The sequence below is a fragment of the Tabrizicola aquatica genome (assembly GCF_002900975.1).
Lineage (GTDB): Bacteria > Pseudomonadota > Alphaproteobacteria > Rhodobacterales > Rhodobacteraceae > Tabrizicola > Tabrizicola aquatica.
Genome location: NZ_PJON01000002.1, coordinates 279,185 through 299,232 on the forward strand (window position 1 = coordinate 279,185; position 20,048 = coordinate 299,232).

18 protein-coding genes are annotated in these 20,048 nt (G+C 67.9%); 11 read left to right on the top strand and 7 right to left on the bottom strand.

The genetic code is table 11. From position 1 onward, the window contains the following. Nucleotides 1-5: 5 nt before the first annotated feature. Nucleotides 6-347 (top strand): hypothetical protein, encoded by a 342-nt coding sequence (locus CXR42_RS09755; RefSeq protein ID WP_146038039.1) that lies wholly within the window; start codon nt 6-8, stop codon nt 345-347. Nucleotides 348-381: 34 nt separating this feature from the next. Next, a complete protein-coding gene (locus CXR42_RS09760) occupies nt 382-1,245 on the top strand; it encodes a hypothetical protein (RefSeq protein ID WP_103257350.1) in 864 nt (287 codons plus the stop codon). Here the strand turns inward: CXR42_RS09760 and CXR42_RS09765 are convergent. From CXR42_RS09765 to CXR42_RS09790, 6 genes are all read right to left on the bottom strand, one after another. Continuing rightward, nucleotides 1,242-2,240, bottom strand: a complete 999-nt coding sequence (locus tag CXR42_RS09765) for an ABC transporter ATP-binding protein (protein ID WP_103257351.1) — start codon at nt 2,238-2,240, stop codon at nt 1,242-1,244. The two genes, CXR42_RS09760 and CXR42_RS09765, sit on opposite strands and share 4 nt — an antisense overlap. 9 nt (nt 2,241-2,249) lie before the next feature. Further along, nucleotides 2,250-3,272, bottom strand: a complete 1,023-nt coding sequence (locus CXR42_RS09770; RefSeq protein ID WP_180996018.1) for a Gfo/Idh/MocA family protein — start codon at nt 3,270-3,272, stop codon at nt 2,250-2,252. After that, complete coding sequence (locus tag CXR42_RS09775; protein WP_180996019.1) at nt 3,269-4,105, bottom strand: carbohydrate ABC transporter permease; 837 nt, start codon at nt 4,103-4,105, stop codon at nt 3,269-3,271. Before CXR42_RS09775 ends, CXR42_RS09770 begins: the two co-directional genes overlap by 4 nt. Beyond that, nucleotides 4,105-5,025 carry a carbohydrate ABC transporter permease gene (locus CXR42_RS09780; RefSeq protein ID WP_103257353.1) on the bottom strand — a complete coding sequence of 307 codons (921 nt, stop codon included), beginning with the start codon at nt 5,023-5,025 and terminating at the stop codon, nt 4,105-4,107. The genes CXR42_RS09775 and CXR42_RS09780 overlap by 1 nt, the downstream gene beginning before the upstream one ends. An 80-nt stretch (nt 5,026-5,105) precedes the next feature. Beyond that, a complete protein-coding gene (locus tag CXR42_RS09785) occupies nt 5,106-6,356 on the bottom strand; it encodes an ABC transporter substrate-binding protein (RefSeq protein ID WP_103257354.1) in 1,251 nt (416 codons plus the stop codon). 42 nt (nt 6,357-6,398) lie between these two features. Next, nucleotides 6,399-7,283 carry an N-acetylmuramic acid 6-phosphate etherase gene (locus CXR42_RS09790; RefSeq protein ID WP_103257355.1) on the bottom strand — a complete coding sequence of 295 codons (885 nt, stop codon included), beginning with the start codon at nt 7,281-7,283 and terminating at the stop codon, nt 6,399-6,401. 151 nt (nt 7,284-7,434) lie between these two features. Here CXR42_RS09790 and CXR42_RS09795 point away from each other — a divergent pair, with 151 nt between their 5' ends. The 9 genes from CXR42_RS09795 (at nt 7,435) to CXR42_RS09835 (ending at nt 17,069) form a co-directional block, all read left to right on the top strand. After that, nucleotides 7,435-8,265 (top strand): glucosamine kinase nucleotide-binding domain-containing protein, encoded by an 831-nt coding sequence (locus CXR42_RS09795; protein ID WP_103257356.1) that lies wholly within the window; start codon nt 7,435-7,437, stop codon nt 8,263-8,265. Then, entirely contained in the window at nt 8,265-9,032 is a 768-nt protein-coding gene (locus tag CXR42_RS09800) for a GntR family transcriptional regulator (RefSeq protein WP_103257357.1), read from the top strand. The genes CXR42_RS09795 and CXR42_RS09800 overlap by 1 nt, the downstream gene beginning before the upstream one ends. After that, nucleotides 9,029-10,054, top strand: coding sequence for an SIS domain-containing protein (locus CXR42_RS09805; protein WP_103257358.1), 1,026 nt, complete (start codon nt 9,029-9,031; stop codon nt 10,052-10,054). Before CXR42_RS09800 ends, CXR42_RS09805 begins: the two co-directional genes overlap by 4 nt. Continuing rightward, nucleotides 10,051-11,163, top strand: a complete 1,113-nt coding sequence (gene nagA / locus CXR42_RS09810) for an N-acetylglucosamine-6-phosphate deacetylase (RefSeq protein WP_103257359.1) — start codon at nt 10,051-10,053, stop codon at nt 11,161-11,163. The genes CXR42_RS09805 and nagA overlap by 4 nt, the downstream gene beginning before the upstream one ends. Before the next feature lie 102 nt (nt 11,164-11,265). Continuing rightward, nucleotides 11,266-12,111: a flagellar motor protein MotB gene (locus CXR42_RS09815; RefSeq protein WP_103257360.1), complete on the top strand. Its 846-nt coding sequence runs from the start codon at nt 11,266-11,268 to the stop codon at nt 12,109-12,111. Between the two features lie 94 nt (nt 12,112-12,205). Further along, nucleotides 12,206-13,513 carry a flagellar hook protein FlgE gene (locus tag CXR42_RS09820; RefSeq protein ID WP_103257361.1) on the top strand — a complete coding sequence of 436 codons (1,308 nt, stop codon included), beginning with the start codon at nt 12,206-12,208 and terminating at the stop codon, nt 13,511-13,513. A 6-nt stretch (nt 13,514-13,519) separates the two neighbouring features. Further along, complete coding sequence (gene flgK / locus CXR42_RS09825) at nt 13,520-14,983, top strand: flagellar hook-associated protein FlgK (RefSeq protein ID WP_103257362.1); 1,464 nt, start codon at nt 13,520-13,522, stop codon at nt 14,981-14,983. Next, a complete protein-coding gene (locus CXR42_RS09830; protein WP_103257363.1) occupies nt 14,980-15,981 on the top strand; it encodes a flagellin in 1,002 nt (333 codons plus the stop codon). The genes flgK and CXR42_RS09830 overlap by 4 nt, the downstream gene beginning before the upstream one ends. Further along, on the top strand, nt 15,978-17,069 hold the full coding sequence (locus CXR42_RS09835) for a flagellar basal body P-ring protein FlgI (RefSeq protein WP_103257364.1): 1,092 nt from the start codon (nt 15,978-15,980) through the stop codon (nt 17,067-17,069). Before CXR42_RS09830 ends, CXR42_RS09835 begins: the two co-directional genes overlap by 4 nt. Nucleotides 17,070-17,418: 349 nt before the next feature. Here CXR42_RS09835 and CXR42_RS09840 read toward each other — a convergent pair whose 3' ends face one another. Further along, on the bottom strand, nt 17,419-19,929 hold the full coding sequence (locus tag CXR42_RS09840) for a glycosyltransferase (RefSeq protein WP_103257365.1): 2,511 nt from the start codon (nt 19,927-19,929) through the stop codon (nt 17,419-17,421). Between the last annotated feature and the right edge of the window lie 119 nt (nt 19,930-20,048).

Here is a 20,048-nt window from a genome sequence, read left to right on the forward strand (position 1 = left end):
GCGTGGTGAAAGCCTATCCGCAGGCGCGGGTGGTGGCGTTTGCCGACCTGTCGTCGCGGATGATCCTGGCCAGCCAGGGCAATCAGGTGGTGACCCAGGAAAACCTGGACGCCCTGTGCGAACAGGCGCGGACCAGTTTCGACGACCCGCTGTTCTCGCTGTCGGTCGAGGCGTTTGGCGAACCCCATGCCGCGATGGTTCTGGCACTGGACGGGGTGCAAGTGTACTTGCGGTCGGAAACCGAACCGGGGGATGCCCTGGTCTGCATCTGCGATCACAGCATTGACCTTGCCGGATTTGTTGCGAAAATCCGCGAAACGCTAGAGAAGATCTCGGCCGGCACATGACGGCAGCGGGACCTGGCCTGAATCGGACCGAAGATTGAACAGGGGCACTCTTCCCATCGTCGCACGCCTTCAGGCGCTGCAATCGCCCGCGCGGCTGGCGCCGGGCGGCGCGCGTGTCGTGGCGGATGTGGGGCATCCCAGTCCGTTGGCCGCTCTGCTGCGCGAGGTGAACGAGACGATGCTGGCCCGGGCGCTGACCTTCGAGTCAAGCACAGGCTGCAGCATGACGGTGGACGTGGCCGGCCGTCGCGTGTTGCGGCTGGCGGGAGTGACGGGGCTGTCGGGGGCCGAGACCTGCCTTGCGGCGCCCTCGCTGGAAGATGAACACAAGGACGAGCTGATCAAGCTGTTCCAGACCGTGGCCGCACCCCGGCATGAGTTGCGGGTCATGTCCGGGCCGGTCCGGCACGATACTGACGGGCTGAGCGTCGGGATTCCCGTGGCGCTTCTGGCTGATCTTTGTCTGATCGAACTGAACGAATTCGGCGAAGCCGAACCGGAGCCACAGCCGGAACCGGAGCCCGCCCCTGCGCCGGCCGAGGATCTTGTGCTGGAAGCGGGAGACGAGGGCTTTTTGCCCGCGCTGGCGCTGCGGATGGGACCGGCACTGGCGGCATGGCTGATCGTTGGCGGCTCGGCCGACGGCCGGACCGGCGGCGCCGAAGAGATGGTCGCGCATCTGAGCGGCTGGCTTGAGGATGAGGCCGAAGGGGTCTCGCGCCAGTTGGACATGGCCTCGCTGGTGTCGGCGGGGCCGGTCTGCATCGTGCTGGGTGCAACGCTGGTGGACGGGCACAGCATCCTGTGCGCCCGCGCCGATGGCGGCATCCTGCTGGGCGTGATCGAGGGCGATGCCTCGCACAGTCTGTTGAAAGCCTGGAACGCGGCGCGCGGCTAGCGCCGGCGCAGGCCGTCCGGGTCGAACTGGAACATCCGCTCGCGCTGCAGGGTCAGGTGGACCTTTTCCGAGACCGCAAAATCATGCTCGCCGAACAGCCGCACGGTCAGCAGCCCGTGCTGCGGGTTGCGGGCATAGACCAGCGTTTCGCCGCCCAGCTTTTCGACATGACTGACCTCGGCCGGGATTTCGCCCTGGTCGCGGCTGATCGTCAGGTGTTCCGGCCGGATACCGACCTTGCCGGGCGCAAGGCCCAGGCTGGCGGCGTCAAGGAAGTTCATCTGGGGTGAACCGATGAAACCCGCGACGAAGGTGTTCGCCGGGTCATTGTACAGCTCCATCGGGCTGCCGACCTGTTCGACCTTCCCGGCGCGCAGGACGACGATCCGGTCGGCCAGGGTCATCGCCTCGACCTGGTCGTGGGTGACGTAAATCATCGTCGCCTTCAGGTCGCGGTGCAGGCGGGCGATCTCGATCCGGGTTGCCACGCGCAGGGCGGCGTCCAGGTTCGAGAGCGGTTCGTCGAACAGGAACAGCTTCGGGGTCCGCACAATGGCGCGGCCGATGGCGACGCGCTGGCGCTGGCCGCCGGACAGCTCGGCCGGGCGCCGCTCCATCAGCGGGTCAAGGGCAAGCATCCCGGCGGCCTTGTCAGTGGCGGCGCGGATCTCGGTCTTGGGCCGACCCGCTTGTTTCAGCGCCAGGCCCATGTTGTCGCGGACGGTCAGGTGGGGGTAAAGCGCATAGCTTTGGAACACCATCGCCAGTTCGCGCTTGGCCGGGGCCACATCGTTCATCCGCTTGCCATCGACCAGGATGTCGCCGTCCGACGTATCCTCCAGCCCCGCGATCATGCGGAGAAGGGTGGACTTCCCGCAGCCCGAAGGCCCGACGAACACGCAAAACTCGCCGTCGTTCACAGTGAGGTCGACGCCCTTGATCACCTCGGTCGAGCCGAAGCTTTTGGTAACGCCCTTAAGTTCCAGCGCGCCCATGCGGCCCCCTTACAGTTTCACGGGCTTGCCGGACCGGACGCTTTCGTCGGCGGCAAGGCAGATGGCAAGCGACTGCACGGCATCTTCCATGTGCCGCGTCAGGTCGAGGTTTTCGGTGATCGCGCGGGCGACAAAGGCCTGCTCACGTTCACACAACTCCTGATGGCCGGGTTCGTCGGCCATCGACAGGTCCTGGTCGGGCTGGCCGACGCGGTGGACGCGGATCGTCTGGGTCGCGGTATGGGTAGAGTGATCGTCGGACCGCGCATTCTCGGGCATCTTGATCGACACGGCACCATTCGGGCTGACCACGTCCTTCACGAAAAAGGCGGTGTCCGACATCATCGGGCCCCAGCCCGCCTCATACCAGCCGACCGAGCCGTCATCGAACAGCACCTGGAAGTGGCCATAGTTATACATGTCGGGGGCGATTTCATCGGACAGGCGCAACCCCATGCCGCGCACCTCGACCGGCTTGGCGTCGGTGATCTGGCACATGACGTCAACATAGTGGACGCCGCAATCGACCAGCGGGCTGGTGGTCTGCATCAGGGTCTTGTGGACCTCCCAGGTCGGGCCTTTGGATTGCTGGTTCAGGTTCAGGCGGAACACATAGGGCCCGCCCAAGGCGCGCGCCTCGGCGATCAGGCGCATCCAGCTGGGGTGGTGGCGCAGGATATAGCCGACGACGACCTTCGTGCCATTGGCGCGGGCCGCATCCACCACGCGGCGGGCATCCTTGACGGTCGTGGCCAGGGGCTTTTCGACAAACACATGCGCGCCCGCCTCCATCGCGGCCACAGCATAATCGGCGTGGCTGTCGGAATAGGTAGAGATGTTCACGAGGTCCGGTTTCAACCGGGCCAAAGCGGCGTGGAAGTCCGGCTCGATCACATAGCCGTCCAACTCAGGGTCCAGCCGGGGGGTGGAGCGGTTGACCAGCCCCACCAGATCGAAGGCCGGGCTGCGGTGGTAGGCAAGGGCATGGCTGCGGCCCATGGTGCCCAGACCGGCGACAAGGGTACGGATCATTTTACGGCTCCGGCAGTGATCCCGCGGATCAGTTGGCGCGAGAAGATCAGGTAAAGGACAAGGACCGGCACGATGGCCAGCGACAGCGCGGCCAGGACAGCGTTCCAGTTGGTGACGAATTGCCCGATGAACACCTGCGCGCCCAGGGTGACGGTCTTGGTATGCTCGGCCGGGGCCAGGATCAGCGGGAACCACAGGTCGTTCCAGATCGGAATCATGGTAAAGACCGCGACGGTGGCCATGGCCGGGCGCACCAGCGGCAGGACCAGGGTGAAGAAGATGCGATACTCGGACAACCCGTCGATCCGGCCGGCGTTCTTCAGGTCATGCGAGACCGATTTCATGAACTCGGCCAGGATAAAGACGGCCAAGGGCAGCCCCTGGGCGGTATAGACCAGGATCAGCGCGGTCAGGGTGTTCACCAGGCCCGAGGCAACCATCAACTCCAGGATCGCGACGGTGCCGAGGCGGATCGGGATCATGATGCCAAGCGCCAGGTACAGACCCATCAGCGTGTTGCCCCGGAAGCGGTATTCCGACAGCGCGAAGGCCGCCATTGCGCCGAACAGCAGGACGAAAAACAGGCTGGCGCAGGTGACGATCAGGCTGTTCTGGAAATACAGGAAGAAGTCGCCCTGTTTCAGCACCGTCTCATAGCCCACCCAGTCAAAGTTGCCGGGCACGGGCAGGGCCAGGGGATCGGCGAAGATCGCCTTGCGCGATTTGAAGCTGTTGATCACGATCACAAAGACCGGGAACAGGGCGATCAGCGTATAGGTCAGCAGCACGGCATGGGCTGCGATGGTCCGTCCGGTGGAAGCTCGCGCGCTCATCAGAACTGATACCTCCGCAGACGGGTCTGGATGCCGAACAGATAGATGCAGACGCCGACCAGGATGATCCCGAACATCGCCCCCGCGATGGCGCTGCCCATGTAGGGGTCGCCCAGTTGCAGCTGGAAGCCAAAGAAGGTGCGGTACAGGAAGGTGCCCAGGATGTCGGTGCTGAAGTCCGGCCCGGCCAGCGCCCCCTGCGCAACGTAGATCAGGTCGAAGGCGTTGAAATTGCCGACGAAGGTCAGGATCGAGATGATCCCGATCGCGGGCAGGATCAGCGGCAGCTTGATCTTCCAGAACTGCGACCAGCCGGTGATGCCATCCATCTCGGCGGCCTCGATCACCTCATCGGGGATACTCAGGAGGGCGGCATAGATCAGCATCATGGGGATGCCGACGAACTGCCAGACCGAGACGAGGGCGAGGGTGGTCAGCGCATATTCCTCTTTCCCCAGCCAGGGGGCGAACAGGGATTTCAGGCCGACCGCGTCCAGCATCCCGGGCGCGATACCCCAGATCGGCGACAGGATCAGCTTCCAGACGAAGCCGACGATCACGAAGCTAAGGATCGTGGGGATGAAGATCGCGGTGCGGTAGAAGGCGGCCATCCGCAGGCGCGGGGTGGACAGGATCGCGGCCAGCGCGATGCCGATGGGGTTCTGGACCAGCATGTGGATCACGAAGAACCAGGTGTTGTTGCCCAAGGCGTTCCAGAAGGCGTCGGACCACAGCGCATCGCCGAACAGGGTGGCAAAGTTCTGCAAGCCCACGAAAACCCGGACACCGGCGGCGTCCTCATTCATCAGGCTTTGGGCCAGCGTCCCGAACAACGGGATGATCATCAGCGCGGTATAGACCAGCACGGCCGGGGCCAGAAACACGGCAATATGCCAACGCACGGGCTTACGCGAAGCCATGTTCGTCCCCTTTCATACTGGTGGAAATATCCCGCGGGGGGTCCGGGGGGCGCGAAGCCCCCCGGTCCGACGTCTGAGGCTTACTTCTGCGCTTCGTACCAGGAGGCCAGGCCGTCCTGCAGGCGCTTGGCCGCGTCTTCGGGCGTCTCGGTGCCCTTGATCACGTTGGCCGAAGCGTTCCAGGTCTCGTTCTCCAGGTTCGGGGTGCCGCGCGACAGGATCTGGTAGGTCGAGCGGATCGTCGGCTGGCACTTCTCACGCCAGGACACGAATTCCTGCGCCAGCGGGTCCGTCATTTCAACCGGGGTCGAGTTCAGGCTGAAGAAGCCGGGCAGCGCGTTCGCGTACAACGTCGCGAATTCCGGCGAGCCGACCCATTCCAGGAAGGTCTTTGCAGCCTCGGCATTCGGCGATTTCGCGTTCATGCCGATCGCGATGTCGGTGTGGTCCGAGATATAGCAGGTGTCCCCGGCAGCCGCGACCGGCGGCGGGAAGGCGCCCATCTTGAAGGTGGCCTGGGTGTTGAAGCCCGAGATCTCCCACGATCCGGCCGGATAGATCGCGGCGCGGCCCAGGGTGAACAGGTTCTGGCTGTCGGGATAGGTCTGCGCCTCGAACCCGTCGCCAAGATAGTCCTTCCACTTCGCAAGCTCACGATAGGGGGCGACCCAGGCGTCGTCGGTCAGCTTCTGCTCGCCCTTGATCAGGGCAAGGCGGCCCTCTTCGCCCTTCCAGTAGGTCGGCCCGATGTTCTGATAGCCCATCGTGGCGGCTTCCCACTGGTCATTGGTGCCCATCGCCATCGGGATATAGGTGCCGTCGGCCTTGATCTTGTCCAGCGCGGCGTAGAATTCCGCGTTCGTGGTGGGGACGGCGATGCCCAGCGCCTCGAACGCGTCGGCGTTGTAGATGAAGCCGTGGATCACGGATGCCATCGGCACGCAGAAAGTGGCTGCGCCGTCGTCGGTCTGCCAGGCGGATTTCGCGACCGGCGAGAAGTTGGCCATCGCGCCCAGGCTGGTCAGGTCGGCCAGGTGGCCCTGGTTGTACAGCTCAAGGCTGGCGTCGAACGGGCGGCAGGTGATCAGGTCACCGGCGGACCCGGCCTGCAGCTTGGAGTTCAGCGCGGCGTTGTATTCGGCCGGGGCGGTCGGTGCGAAAACCACCTTGATGCCCGGGTTCGCGGCCTCGAACGCCGGGATGATCGTGTCCTGCCAGATGGTCAGGTCGTCGTTGCGCCAGCTTTCGATGGTCAGCGTCACGTCTTGCGCGAAGGCGGGCCCGCCCAGCAACGTGCTGGTCAGTAGCGCCAGTTTGAGGGTCTTGGTCATTCGCAGTCTCCCTGTTGGGGCATTCGCCCGGTTGGTATTTCGTCAGCTTTTCATCGCGCGGGCAAGACTGCCCTCTGCCGCAGCCAGCCGCGCCTGCGCCGCGTCGGGGGCCGCGCCCTGAGCCACCAGGACGGCCGGCTTCACCGCGCCCTGGGTCCGGTTCAGGGCGATCCGGGCGATGCCGGTGTCAACTCCCGCCACGCGCGCCACGATTCGTGCCGCACGGTCGCGCAGCTTGGCATTGTCCGCGATCAAATTGACCATCATTCCGTCGTGGATGTGGCCCAGTTGCACGCCGGCCAGCACGGAAATCAGGTTCATCGCCACCTTCTGCGCCGTGGCCGCGCCAAGACGGGTCGAGCCGGCCACGATCTCGGCCCCGGTGTCCAGCAGGACCGGCACATCGGCGGCCTGCAACAGGGGCGAGTCGGGGACATTTGCGATGCCGATCACCTTCGCGCCGGCCTTGCGCGCCCCGCCGACGACCGCCAGCGTATAGGGCGTGGTGCCCGAGGCCGAGACGGCGATCACCACATCCCCCGGCCCCAGAGCGGCGCGGGTCAGGTCGGCAGCGGCAAGGGCCGGGTCATCCTCGACCCCGCCGGTCATTCTCAGAAGCGCCTCAGCGCCGCCGGCGAACAGCATCGGCGTGCGTTCGGCCGGGATGCCGAAGGTGCCCAGAAGCTCCAGGCAGTCGGCCAGCGCCATCAGGCCCGAGGAACCGGCGCCGGCATAGGCCAGCTTGCCCTGGCCGCGCAGGGCCGTGGCGGCAAGATCGGCGGCACGTTCGACGGCAGGAAGCGCCGGGCCGACAGCCGCCAGCGCGGCCTGCTGCGCCGACAGCGCGCGGGCCAGCACCTGCGCCGCAGGGGCCAGATGCAGCCCTTCGGCCAGTGGATGCAGCGCCTCGGTCGGACGGTCGGCCATGTGATTCCCCCTCTGCTTCAACAATGCCAAAATAATACCACTTGTAAAGCCTCTTGTGTTTTGCGGCTGATAAGGCGGGTTTTCAGGCGGTATAGAGATATAGCTTTCCAAATGGTCTTGTTTTGGTATTCTTTTCGCGAGAGGGATTCGCATGCACTTGTTTCTGGGCATAGATGGCGGGGGAACCGGGTGCCGCGCGGCGGTGGCGGATGCGTCCGGCCATGTCCTGGGCTTGGGTCAAGCGGGCCCGGCGAACATTGCCAGCGACCTGATCGGCGCGCGCGACAATATCCTTGCGGCCACTCGCACGGCCCTGGCTATGGCGGGGGGCGGGGATCTTGCGGGGCTGGCGGCGGGGCTGGGGCTGGCGGGCGCAAACGCGGCCGGCATGGCCGATGCGCTACGCCGCGCCCTACCCTTCGCCCGCATCCGGGTCGAGACTGACGGGATCGCTGCGGTGAAAGGCGCGTTGGGCGCGCGCGATGGAATCGTGGGCGCTTTGGGCACCGGTTCGGTCTTTGCCGCACAGGTCGGCGGGGTGATCCGGCAGATCGGGGGCTGGGGCCTGGTCCTGGGGGATGAGGGCAGCGGGGCCGGGCTGGGCCGGGCGCTGCTGCGCGAGGTGTTGCGGGCGGCCGAGGGTTTCCGCGCGCCCACGCCCCTGTTGCAGGCCGTCCTGGCCGAACATGGCGGGGTCGAGGGGGTGATCGCCTTCTCGCTTGCTGCCCGGCCGGTGGAGTTTGCGGCCCTGGCCCCGCGCATTGTTGGCGCGGACGATCCAGCGGCGCGGGACCTGCTGGCGGCGGCGGTCGAGGATGTGGCGCGGTCGATTGCCGTTCTGCAGACCAACCCGCCCCTGCCGGTGACCTGCATCGGCGGGCTGGGCGCGGTCTATGCCGAACGGCTGACGGATCGCTGGACCATAGCGCCGCCGCAGGGGTCAGCCCTGGATGGTGCGCTTATGCTGGCGCGGGAGGCGTGATGGACGGTTTGTTCTCGCCCGAAGGGTTCGCCGATGGTGCAGGACCGCTGTACCTGCAACTTCAGCGCCGGATCGCGGATGCGATGGCGCGGGGCGTGCTGCCGCCGGGCGCCAGTTTGCCGGCAGAGCGGGACATCGCAGCGATGACCGGCCTGTCCCGCGTCACCGTGCGCAAGGCGATCGAGGCGCTGGTGGCGCAGGGCGCGCTGCAACAGAAGCGCGGCTCGGGCACCTATGTCGCGCCCAAGGTCGAGCGGTTGGAACAGGCACTGTCGCTGCTGACCAGCTTTACCGAGGATATGTCGCGGCGCGGCAAATCGGTGGAATCCTTCTGGATCAGCCGCAGCGTGCAGGCACCGACACCGGAAGAGGTAATGGCCCTTGGCCTTGGCGCCGGCGACCGCGTGGCCCGGCTGGAGCGCGTTCGGCGGTCAGACGGCATCCCGCTGGCGATCGAACGCGCCTCGCTGCCGACCGCGATCCTGCCCGATCCGGGGGCGGTTGGACCCTCGCTTTACGCCTATCTGGAGCAGCACGGTCTGCGCCCGGTGCGCGCGGTGCAACGCATCTCGGCCGCGAACCTGGGCGCACGGGATGCCGAGTTGCTGGGCGTGACCCCCGGCGCGGCGGGGCTGCGGATCGAGCGGATCGGCTACCTTGCCAGCGGCCGGGTGGTGGAGTTCACCCGCTCACTGTACCGCGGCGATGCCTATGACTTTGCCGTCGAACTGAAACTTGCGCCCGAACCCGAAAGGCCCCCGGCATGACCCAATCCCACATGGCCCGCGAAGTGGCCGAGATCCCCCAGACCGCGCGGCGGTTCCTGTCGCAGTCGGCCGGGGCGGTGGCAAAGGCGGCGGCGGCGATGCGGGCGGCCGATCCTGATCTGATCGTGACCGTGGCGCGGGGCTCGTCGGACCATGCGGCGACCTATCTGAAATACGCGGTAGAGTTGCAGGCGGGGGTGCCCGTCGCCTCGGTCGGGCCGTCCATCGCCTCGATCTATCGGCGGCCGCTGAAGATGGGGCGGGCCGCATGCATCGGGATCTCGCAGTCGGGCCAAAGCCCCGACACAGTGGACATGATGCGCGCGGCCGGTGCGGGCGGGGCGCTGACGCTGGCGATCACCAACCATGCCGACAGCCCGCTGGCCCAGGCCTCGGCCCATGCGCTGCCCTTGCAGGCGGGGGTAGAGCAAAGCGTGGCGGCGACAAAGACTTTTGTCACCTCGGTCCTGGCCGGGCTGGCGCTGCTGGCCGAATGGCAAGAGGACGAGGGGCTGCGTCACGCCGTGGCGGGCTTGCCCGAGGCGTTCGACAAGGCGCTGGCGGTGGACTGGTCGCCCCTGGCCGCGCGGCTGTCGCGGGCGCAGTCGCTGTATGTGCTGGGCCGTGGCCCGGCCTTCGCCATCGCCAACGAGGCGGCGCTGAAGTTCAAGGAAACCTGCGGGCTGCACGCCGAAAGCTTCTCGGCGGCGGAAGTGTTGCACGGGCCCAGCGCCATCGTGCAGGCGCAGTTCCCGGTCCTGGCCCTGGGGGTCGAGGACGCCGCCCTGCCCCGCCTGGCCGAGACCGCCGCCCGTCTGGTGGCGCAGGGGGCGGATGTGTTCCTGACCGGGGCCGAGGTGGCCGGGGCGGTCACCCTGCCCTCGGTCCGCGACCTGCATCCTTTGTGCGCGCCTTTGGTCCTGGCGGTGTCCTTCTACGGCTTCATCGAGGGGCTGGCGCGCCGCCGTGGCTTTGACCCGGACGTGCCGCCCCATCTGCGCAAGGTGACCCAGACGGTATGACAGCCCAGGTTTTCATCGGCGCGCGGGTGTTTGACGGCCTGCAGTTCGGGCCCGGTCCCTTGCGGGTTGCGGATGGTGTCGTCACGGGCCCGGGAGAGGGGTCCGCAGTGCGGCTGGACGGCGGCCTGCTGGTGCCCGGCTTTCTGGACCTGCAGGTCAACGGCGCGGGCGGGCGGATGGTGGACGGCACCTGCACCGCCGATTGGCTGGCCGAGATGTGCGCTGTCCACGCCCGGCTGGGCGCGACCGGCATCCTGCCGACGCTGATCACCGACACGGCCGAGGCCACCGCCGCCGTGATTGCCGCCGGGGCCGAGGCCGCGCGGCGGCAGGTTCCCGGCTTTCTGGGCCTGCATCTGGAGGGCCCGCACCTTGACCCCCGCCGCAAGGGGGCGCATGACCCCGCACTGATCCGGCCGATGACCGAGGACGACCTGACGCTTCTGCTAAAGGCGGCGCGGCAGTTGCCGTCGCTGATGGTGACCTTGGCGCCGTCCAGCGTGACGGCCGAGCAGATCGGACGGCTGGCCGCGGCGGGCGTGGTGGTCAGCCTGGGCCACAGCGACTGTACCCACGGTGAGGCGCAGGCGGCCATTGCGGCAGGGGCTTCGTGCGTCACGCATCTCTTCAACGCGATGAGTCAGCTTGGCAACCGCGACCCCGGTCTGGTCGGCGCGGCGCTGACCGCTCCGGTCCATGCCGGGCTGATCGCCGACGGCATCCATGTGGCACCCGAGACGATCCGCATTGCCATGGCAGCCAGCGACCGGCTGTTCCTGGTCAGCGACGCGATGGCGGCGGCCGGCAGCGCGCTGACCGAGTTCACCCTGAACGGCCGCCGCATCCTGCGCCGCGACGGTCGCCTGACGCTGGAGGACGGGACCCTGGCCGGGGCCGACCTGACCCTGCCGCAGGCGGTGACGGTGATGCTGCGTCTGGGCACCCCGCCCGAGGTGGCGCTGGCCATGGCAACCTCGCGCCCTGCAGCCTGCCTGCGGCGCGGGGACAGCCTGGGGCGGCTGCTGCCGGGTCGAGCGGCGGACATGCTGCATCTGGCCGACGACGGCCGCCTTCTGGCCGTCTGGCGCGGCGGAGAGCGGCTGGCCTGAATGTGTCAGGGCCGTGGCCTTTGGCTAAAACTGCACCGGTTAAGCGGCCGTAAACGCTCACCTGCTATCCCTGATCCCGGGTAGACTTTGGGTGAATGTGGGATGGCAGCGCCAGGCAATGCCGCGCCGGTCATCATCAAACGGAAGAAGGTCGTCGCGGGTGGCGGCCATCATGGCGGGGCCTGGAAAGTGGCCTACGCCGACTTTGTGACCGCCATGATGGCGTTCTTCCTGTTGATGTGGCTGTTGAACGCGACGACTGAAAAGCAACGCAAGGGGATCTCGGATTACTTCAATCCGACGATCCCGGTGAACCGCATCTCGGGCGGGGGCGACGGCGCCTTTGGCGGCGACAGCGTCTTTGCCGAGGAAACCATGGCCCATACCGGGACCGGGGCGATGGACCGCAAGGTCGCTGCCGCCTCGGCCGATGCGGACGGCGAAAGCGATGGCGAAGGCAAGGGTGGCAACGGCCAGGCAGAGTCGGACCTGGAGGATGTCGAAAAGGCGCTGCTTGCCCGTGGTGGCGAAAGCAACACGATGGAGCAGCTTTTGCGCCATGTGGTCACCCGCGTGACCGATGAGGGCCTGGTGATCGAGATCTTCGACCTGCCCGACGCGCCGCTGTTCGACGGCGAAACCGCGCAGCCAACCCCGGTCACCAAGGCCATAGCCGGCCTTCTGGCCGAGGTGCTGGGCCTGACCACCAACGAGATCGCGGTGAATGGCCACTTGCGTGCCATGCCGGTGATGCTGGTGGACAACCCGGTCTGGGACCTGTCCTCGGACCGCGCGCAGGCCACCCGTGCCGTGCTGGAGGCGGCGGGCATCGACCCTGCGCGGATGCAGCGGGTTTCAGGCTATGCCGACCGCAAGCCGGCGGTGACGGAACCGGCCCATCTGCGCAACAACCGCATCGAGGTGATCCTGCTGCGCCGAAACCGCTGAATAGGTCGAATTTTATCCGTTAGGCCGCTGTTAAGTGCCGGTGATGCAGTTTCGGTCCCATCAGGGTCCGAAGCAGCAGAAAGGCGCTTTCCCAATGACGATTTCCTCCTCGCTTTCGGCGGGCGTGGCCGGCCTGAATGCCAATGCGACGAAGCTTGCGTCGATCTCCGACAACATCGCGAACTCTGGCACTTACGGCTACAAGCGCGCATCGACGGAATTCGCCAATATGGTCATCACCTCGGCCCGGGGGTCGGGGACCTATTCGGCAGGCGGTGTCCGCGCCACCACCGTCCGCCTGATCGAGGAGCGGGGCGATCTGATCGGCACCGGCAACGCGCTGGACATCGCCATCGCCGGCCGCGGGATGCTGCCCGTGATCAACGAGGTGTCGCTGGGCAACGCCTTGTCCGACACGCCGATGCTGATGACCCGGACCGGGGGGTTCCGCACCGATGCCGATGGCATCCTGAAGACGGACTCGGGCCTGGTGCTGCTGGGCTGGCCGGCCGATGCCGACGGCACGATCCCGTCCTTCGCGCGCGACACGCTCTCCAGCCTGGTGCCGATCGTGATCAACGCCAACCAGACGGCGGGCGACCCCACCACCATGATGAACCTGGGCGTGAACCTGCCCGCAACCTATACGCTGGCCGGCAATACCGCCGTGCCGCCGCCCCTGTCGGTGGAATACTTCGGCAACCTTGGCACGTCCGAAACGCTGGAGGTGACGTTCACCCCGATCGTGCCCGCCACCGGCTCGTCCAACCAGTGGCGGATGGAGATCCGCGATTCCGCCTCGGGCGGGGCGCTGATCGGGGAGTACGAACTGACCTTCGACGATTCGCGGGGCGCTGGCGGTACGCTGTCGGCAGTCACGGTGCTGTCGGGCGGGGGTTACGACCCGGCTACCGGCATGCTGTCACTGACGGTGGAAGGCGGCCCCATGACCGTCGGCATCGGCCGCTTCGGCGACCCGAACGGGCTGACCCAGCTGTCCGACAACTTTGCCCCGGTGCAGATCTCGAAGAACGGTTCGCCCGTCGGCAACCTGACCACGGTCGAGGTCGACGAAAAGGGCTATCTGAACGCCACCTATGACACCGGCTTTACGCGGCGCCTGTACCAGATCCCCATTGTCGACGTGCCGAACCCGAACGGGCTTCTGTCCTTTTCCAACCAGACCTACCAGGTCTCGCCCGAGTCGGGGTCATTCTACCTGTGGGACGCGGGCAGCGGACCGACCGGGTCGATCCAGGGCTATTCGCGCGAGGGGTCCAAGACCGATGTCGCGGCCGAACTGACCAACCTGATCCAGACCCAGCGCGCCTATTCCTCGAACGCCAAGGTCATCCAGACCGTCGACGAGATGCTGCAGGAAACCACCAACATCAAACGGTAACCGGCGATGAGTGTCACCTCTGCCCTGTCCAGTGCGCTTTCGGGCCTTTCGGCTTCGTCCCGGCGGGCCGAGATCCTGTCGTCGAACGTGGCAAACGCCTCGACCCCCGGCTATGCCCGGCGCGAGGTGGGCCTGCGCGCGGCGATTCTGGCTGGGACCGGTCAGGGCGTGTCGGTCACCGGGGTCACCCGCGACGTGGACAAGCCACTGCTGGCCGACCGGCGATTGGCGCAGGCGGGCGACGGCGAGCGGAACGCACGGGCGGCCTTTCTTTCCCGGGTCGAGAAGGCGCTTGGCACGCCCGACAGCCCCGGTTCTCTGGCCGCGCGGCTGGCCGCCTTCGACTCGGCCCTGATCGAGGCGGCGGGACGCCCCGACTCGCAGGCGAAGCTTGGCAACGTTCTGGCCACAGCAAAGAACCTGATTGCCGGGATGGCCACGGCGACTCGGGACATCCAGGCCGCACGCGCGACGACCGACCGGCAGATTGCCGACCAGGTGGGCCTGCTGAACAGCAACCTGCAGAAGGTCCATGCGCTGAACGTCGAATTGCGGTCCTTCACCGGCTCGGGCCGGGACGTGTCTGCGCTTCTGGACGAACGGCAGCGGCTGGTCGATTCCATCGCCTCGATCGTCCCGCTGCGCGAGATGGAGCAGAAGGGGAACCAGATCGCCCTTTTCACCACCGGCGGCGCCCCCCTGCTGGAGGGTAACCCAGTCGAGATCGGCTTCACCTCCACCCCCACCATCACGCCCGAGATGACGCAGGCCCTGGGCGGGCTGTCCGGCATCACACTGAATGGCCGGCCCTATGACACGGCGGGCCCGGCCAGCCCGATCCTAGGCGGCTCGCTCGGTGCGCTTTTCGCTGTCCGTGACGAGCTTGCGACCGGCGCGCAAGGCAAGCTGGACGCAATGGCCCGCGACCTGGTGGAGCGTTTTGCGGACTCGGGCCTGGACACGACGCTGCCGCCGGGGGCGCCGGGGCTATTCACCGATGCCGGGGCAGGCTTCCTGGCGCTGAACGAGGTCGGACTTGCCGGCCGCCTGCAGATCAACGCCGCTGCCGATCCGGCCCAGGGCGGCGCGCTGTTCCGCCTGCGCGACGGCCTTGGCGCCGCGGTTGAGGGGCCTCCGGGCAACTCCGCTCTGCTGAACGCGCTGCACGGCGCGCTGACCGGGGCGCGGCCCCTGTCCTCGACCGGGTTCACGGCCGGAATGCGCAGCTTTGCCGCGCTGACGGCCGATATTCTGTCCGACGCCTCGACCCTGCGCCTGTCGGGCGACGTGGACCAGGCCTTCGCCTCGGCCCGACTGACCGCGCTGACGGATATCGAGGCGCAGAACGGCATCGATACCGACCAGGAGATGCAGGCTTTGCTGACAATCGAAAAGCACTATGCGGCCAATGCCCGCGTGATCCAGACGGCGGACGAAATGCTGGATATCCTGATCAGGTTGGGCACATGACCCGGCTCTCGGTAGGTGATGCCAGTCTGACCAACCTGCTTGCCCGGCAGGGCGCGCAGCTGCGCGCAGGCGTCCAGCGGGCGGCGACCGAGGTGGCGACCGGCCGGCCCACCGATGTCGGCCAGGCGCTGCGCGGAGATTTCTCGCCACTGCTTGCGGTGGACGCCAGCCTGCAGCGTCTGACGGCCTATACCCGCAACACCACCGAAGCTGCGCTGCACACGGCCACGCAACAGTCGGCGATCGGCGGCCTGTCCAGCCTGGCGGTTGACCTTGGCACCTCGCTTTTGCGGTCCAAGGACCTTGCCACCGCCGCCCAGGTGGATGTCTTTGCCACGGACGCAAGAGGCCGCCTGGCCAGTGCCATCGGTCTGCTGAACGCTCAGCCCGCAGGTCGGGCGGTTTTCGCCGGCGCCGCGACGGATACCCCGCCCTTGGGTGCGGCCGAGGCCATGCTTGATGCGCTGCAACTGGCTGTCGGCGCGGCCACCACGGCCTCCGAGGTTGCGACCCGGGTAGCGACCTGGTTCGCGGACCCGACCGGCTATGGGACCTTCTATCAAGGCGACGATCCGCTTTCCCCCGTGCCGATCAGCCCGGGAGAAACGGCAAGCCTCGGGGTCACCGCAATGGAGCCGGCGATCACGGATACCCTGGAGGGTTTTGCCCTCGCGGCGCTGCTGGATCGGGGCGTGCTGTTCGGCAACTCGCTTGAACGGGCTGATCTGGCCCAGCGGGCCGGGGAAAAGCTGCAGCGTTCGCAAGATGCCCGGATCGACCTGGCAGCGCGGATCGGCACCGTCGAAGCCCAGGTCGAGACCGCAGCCACCCGCAACGCGGCCGAGGAAACCGCATTGGGGATCCTGCGGTCCGAGGTGGGCGCGGTCGACCCCTATGAAGCTGCGACCCGGCTGGAAGAGCTGAAATCGCAGCTGGAATCGCTTTACCTCATCACCGCCCGCGTCTCGCGGCTTAGCCTGGTGGACTTCCTGCGATGATACGCCTGCTTCTTGCACTCTTCCTGACCGCCTCGACCGCCTGGGCCGAACCGATCCGGATCAAGGACCTGGTCGAGTTCGACGGAGTCCGGGGAAACGACCTGGTGGGCTATGGCCTGGTCGTAGGCCTGAACGGCACCGGCGACGGCATCCGCAACGCCCCCTTCACCGAAGAGATCATGGCCAACCTGCTGGAGCGGCTGGGCGCGAATGTCACGGGCGAGGAGTTCCGCCCAAAGAACGTGGCCGCGGTTTTTGTCACCGCCGAACTGCCGCCCTTTGCCCGCTCGGGCGGGCGGGTGGATGTGACCGTCTCCGCCATCGGCGACGCGAAAAGCCTGCTGGGCGGAACGCTGGTGATGACGCCGCTGAACGGGGCGGACGGCCAGATCTATGCCGTGGCGCAGGGTTCGATCATCGCCGGCGGCATCTCGGCCGAAGGCGACGCGGCGCGAGTCACCCAAGGCGTGCCGACGGCAGGGGTCATCCCCTCGGGCGCGCGGGTCGAGCGAGAGGTGGAGTTCGACTTCTCCGGGCTTTCGAACCTGCGGCTGGCGTTGAAGTCGGCGGATTTCACCACGGCGGAGCGGATCGAACGGGCGGTGAATGCGGAATTCGGCGCCCGGGTGGCGCTGATGCAGGATGCCGGCACCGTCGCGGTGGACATCGGCGCGACCGGGATGCGGTCGCCGGCCCATGTGCTGAGCCGGATCGAGGGGATTCTGGTCGAACCCGAGACCCGGGCGCGTGTCGTGGTGGACCAGCGATCGGGCACGATCGTGATGGGCGCGGACGTGCGGATCAGCCGGGTCGCGGTCGCGCAGGGCAACCTGACGCTGCGGGTCGAGGAAAGCCCGCTTGTCGTGCAGCCGAACCCGTTCAGCGAGGGGGAAACGTTGGTCGTCCCGCGCTCCACCGCCGGGATCGAAAAGACCGGCACCGGGCTGGCAGAGGTCCGGGGCGGCACCGATCTGGCCGAGGTTGTGGCCGGCCTGAACGCGCTGGGGGTGGCCCCACACGACATGATCGACATCCTGAAAAGCATCAACGCGGCGGGGGCCTTGCATGCGGAGTTCGTGGTCAACTAGGGGGCTGTCCACGCTGGTCGGCGATGTGGAGTTAGTGAAATCAAGGGCTTCGCGTTGCTGATTAACCTTTTGGAAAGGTGTTGGCTTGGGGTGGCGCTTGCCAGGGCACGCCCATGACAAACGCAGGCAAGGGGCCAAGAGCGGAGAGCGGAGAGCGGAAGGGCGGCTACTTTCCGCCAGCGGGACCAGAGCGGCCAGGTCCGATGGTAGGTCCGACCGGGACCAAGCTTGCGACTGTGGCGCAGCCGGATACGAGGATTGACGAGGTCGGCGCGACTGGCTGCGTCTTGGTCTCTCGCGGACCAGGAAACTTGGGCAGTCTTGGACGGCAGTGCTATCGTGATGCCAGTCAGCCCTTGCGGCGGTTGGGCGTGGCGGAGAGTCGGGCAGCGGTTTCGGCGCGGCGGGTGTGGGCTTCAGTGTTGCCTGCGGCGGCGTGCAGACGGGCAAGATGGGCGTGGGCGGCCGGCGTCGCGGCGGCGGTGGCCAGTGCGATCTGGCCCAAGGCGACGGCCCAGTCGGCATCCCCCGCCGCAAGCGCCTGGTCGGCTGCCATCGTCCACAGACGGCGCGTCGTCGGGGCGGCTACGGCCAGACGCTCGGCAAGGGCGAGGGCGGCAGCGGGGCCGTCGCTGTCGGCGCGCAGCGCGACCAGAGCGGTGGCGGACTTGTCGTCGCCGGGGTCCAAGGCCAGCGCCTGGCCAAGGGCGGTCTGGCCTGCAGCCACATCCCCCACCGCCAGGCGTGCCAGACCAAGGGCGCGGGCCTTCGCGGGATCGTCGGGGTCCAGCGCCTGGGCCGCCTCGGCCAATGGCAAGGCCCTGTCGGGATCGTCGGCCAGCGCCGCCGCCTGTGCCAGCAGGGCATCGGCGCGGACGATGCGGTCCAACCCCTCGGCCAGGCCGCGCCGGTCGCCCTGGGCGGCCAGCCATTGCGTGGCCCGGATCGCCCGTCGCTCTGCAACCGACAGGCCGGGCAGACGGTCGACCAAAGCCCAAGCCTCTACCAGGCGGCGGCGCAGGATTGGGGCGGCGGCAAGGATCGGATCGGGCTGGGCGGCCAGCTTGCGGAAGGGGGCATAGGCCGCCCGCCGCCCGCCGCGCCGCACTTCGTCGGGGACCAGCGCGGCAAGATCAGCAAGGTCGCGATGCAGGGTGACCACCTCGGGCGCCCAGATCGGGGCAGCGAAGCGGGCGGCGATCTGGTTCAGCGCGGTATCCTCGGCTGCGGCAAGGCCGGGCGGGAACCAGCCGCATAGGCCAAGCAGCCGACGGGAATAGGACTGCCCATAGGGCGAGACGATGCGGGGGTCGGCCAACGGATTGCGGGCAGCGTAGCGCAAAAGGTTGACTGACCGCGCGACCAGACCCGCGCCGGGCAGGCCGTCCACCGCCGTCGCCACCGCCTCGGCACCGGCGCGATGGTGGCGGAGGCGGCCGGCGACCCAGCCGGGTTGCGCCAGGCAATCCCCGGCAAGGAAGGCGACAAAGGGCGCACGGCTGGCGGCGACGCCGATGTTGCGCGCGGCGCCGACCCGAAGCGGCTGGTCGGTGGTGATCAGGCGGATGCGGTCGGCGACGGGGGCAAGGTCCGCCTGCACCGTGCCGCCGCCCGAGTTGACCACGACAATCTCGGCCGCCTCATCCTGCGACAGAAGGGATTGCACGGCGGGCAACAGGCCAGGCTGGCTGCAAAAGCCGATCACGATTGTGGCGAGGTCCGAGGCGGCGACCCGACCCTCGGAGATGCGCGCGCCGGGGGCCAGGGCGCGCCAGAAGGCGTCAGGAGCGGCAAGATCAGCGGTGGAGCGGACGGCTTCGGCCTGAAGCGCGGCGATCAGGGGGCTGTCGGGCAGGCGAGCGGAGAGCGCGGCAAGGTCGGGCGCGGGCTGGCCAAGGGCAAGGTGGGCGTGGGCGCGGATCAGCCGGCCGAGAAGGCCGGGGTCGTCCTGCGCCAGCGCCAAGGCGCGGGGCGCATCGCCCGCCTGCAGCGCGAACTGGGCGGCAAGGAGGGGCAGGTCACGGTCCTGCGGATCGTCGCGGGCCAGATCCTCGATCACCCAGGAGGCGGCGGCCTGGCCCCGTCGCCGGGCAGACAGGGCGGCGCGGGTGAAGCGGGTCGCCGGCGGGTCGGGTCGAATCGCCCCCAGCGCGCCGGGGTCAGGGGACCAGAGGCCATGATCTTCGACAAAGGGGGGATGGAAGCTGCGGTCGGGGGGGATCGGTTCCAGCACCATGCCACGCTCGTCCGAGAGGTAGTCATAGCCCAGCGCCTGATGCTGGCGGTCGGGGTCGGCGGCGGCATAAAGGTCGCGGCGCAGCTGGCGGCGGGCGGGGGTGGCCATGCGGAGGTGATAGACGGTGAGATGCGCCTCGCGCCGGGTGTAGCCGGCGCCGTCGCCGACCCGGGGGGCGTGCAAAAGGGCCGCGGGATCGACCTTGGCGGCCGCGATGGGGAAGAGGATCACCTTGGACTTGCCGCCCCAGGGGCCGTCAACGCGGATCAGGCCGGGGGCAAAGACCTCACGCAGGGTGAAGTTCCAGACGGTGCGGTCGCCTTCGGCCATCAGGCTGGGCAGGCGGTCGGCAAAGCCCTGTTCCAGACGCTCGTCGGGGTCGGGGGTCAGCAGCCAGTCGGCGCCCAGGTCGCGGGCAGCCTGGAACAGGCGCAGGCGGCGGGTGGGCTCGTCGGAAAGTGCCGCCTCGGCGCTGCGGTCGTCCCAGGCGACGACGCCGTGGATGCCGGGGCGGATGTTCTCGATCAGGTCGGGGACAAGATGCGCGTCGTAGCGGTAGGCGAAGGCGGCCAGCAGGCGGGGCTGGCCCGGTTCGGGGTCGCGGAACATCTGGTGGTGCAGCATGGCCGGCCCTTCCCGAAGCTGCGCCGATCCTAGCCCGCGCCCGGCCCCGCGCAAGCCGGATGGCCAGAGTTGACCCCGGGGGGTGTGGGGCGTAATCCGGTTCGGTATTCAGGAGAACA

Bases quoted from the DNA above. Each gene is read 5' to 3' on its own strand.
- CXR42_RS09800 (WP_103257357.1), top strand. From the start codon at position 8,265: ATGGACGGTTTGTTCTCGCCCGAAGGGTTCGCCGATGGTGCAGGACCG.
- CXR42_RS09840 (WP_103257365.1), bottom strand. From the start codon at position 19,929: ATGCTGCACCACCAGATGTTCCGCGACCCCGAACCGGGCCAGCCCCGC.
- CXR42_RS09775 (WP_180996019.1), bottom strand. From the start codon at position 4,105: ATGAGCGCGCGAGCTTCCACCGGACGGACCATCGCAGCCCATGCCGTG.
- CXR42_RS09765 (WP_103257351.1), bottom strand. From the start codon at position 2,240: ATGGGCGCGCTGGAACTTAAGGGCGTTACCAAAAGCTTCGGCTCGACC.
- CXR42_RS09795 (WP_103257356.1), top strand. From the start codon at position 7,435: ATGCACTTGTTTCTGGGCATAGATGGCGGGGGAACCGGGTGCCGCGCG.
- CXR42_RS09835 (WP_103257364.1), top strand. From the start codon at position 15,978: ATGATACGCCTGCTTCTTGCACTCTTCCTGACCGCCTCGACCGCCTGG.
- CXR42_RS09790 (WP_103257355.1), bottom strand. From the start codon at position 7,283: ATGGCCGACCGTCCGACCGAGGCGCTGCATCCACTGGCCGAAGGGCTG.
- CXR42_RS09815 (WP_103257360.1), top strand. From the start codon at position 11,266: ATGGCAGCGCCAGGCAATGCCGCGCCGGTCATCATCAAACGGAAGAAG.
- CXR42_RS09780 (WP_103257353.1), bottom strand. From the start codon at position 5,025: ATGGCTTCGCGTAAGCCCGTGCGTTGGCATATTGCCGTGTTTCTGGCC.
- CXR42_RS09785 (WP_103257354.1), bottom strand. From the start codon at position 6,356: ATGACCAAGACCCTCAAACTGGCGCTACTGACCAGCACGTTGCTGGGC.
- CXR42_RS09770 (WP_180996018.1), bottom strand. From the start codon at position 3,272: ATGATCCGTACCCTTGTCGCCGGTCTGGGCACCATGGGCCGCAGCCAT.
- CXR42_RS09805 (WP_103257358.1), top strand. From the start codon at position 9,029: ATGACCCAATCCCACATGGCCCGCGAAGTGGCCGAGATCCCCCAGACC.
- flgK (WP_103257362.1), top strand. From the start codon at position 13,520: ATGAGTGTCACCTCTGCCCTGTCCAGTGCGCTTTCGGGCCTTTCGGCT.
- CXR42_RS09830 (WP_103257363.1), top strand. From the start codon at position 14,980: ATGACCCGGCTCTCGGTAGGTGATGCCAGTCTGACCAACCTGCTTGCC.
- nagA (WP_103257359.1), top strand. From the start codon at position 10,051: ATGACAGCCCAGGTTTTCATCGGCGCGCGGGTGTTTGACGGCCTGCAG.
- CXR42_RS09820 (WP_103257361.1), top strand. From the start codon at position 12,206: ATGACGATTTCCTCCTCGCTTTCGGCGGGCGTGGCCGGCCTGAATGCC.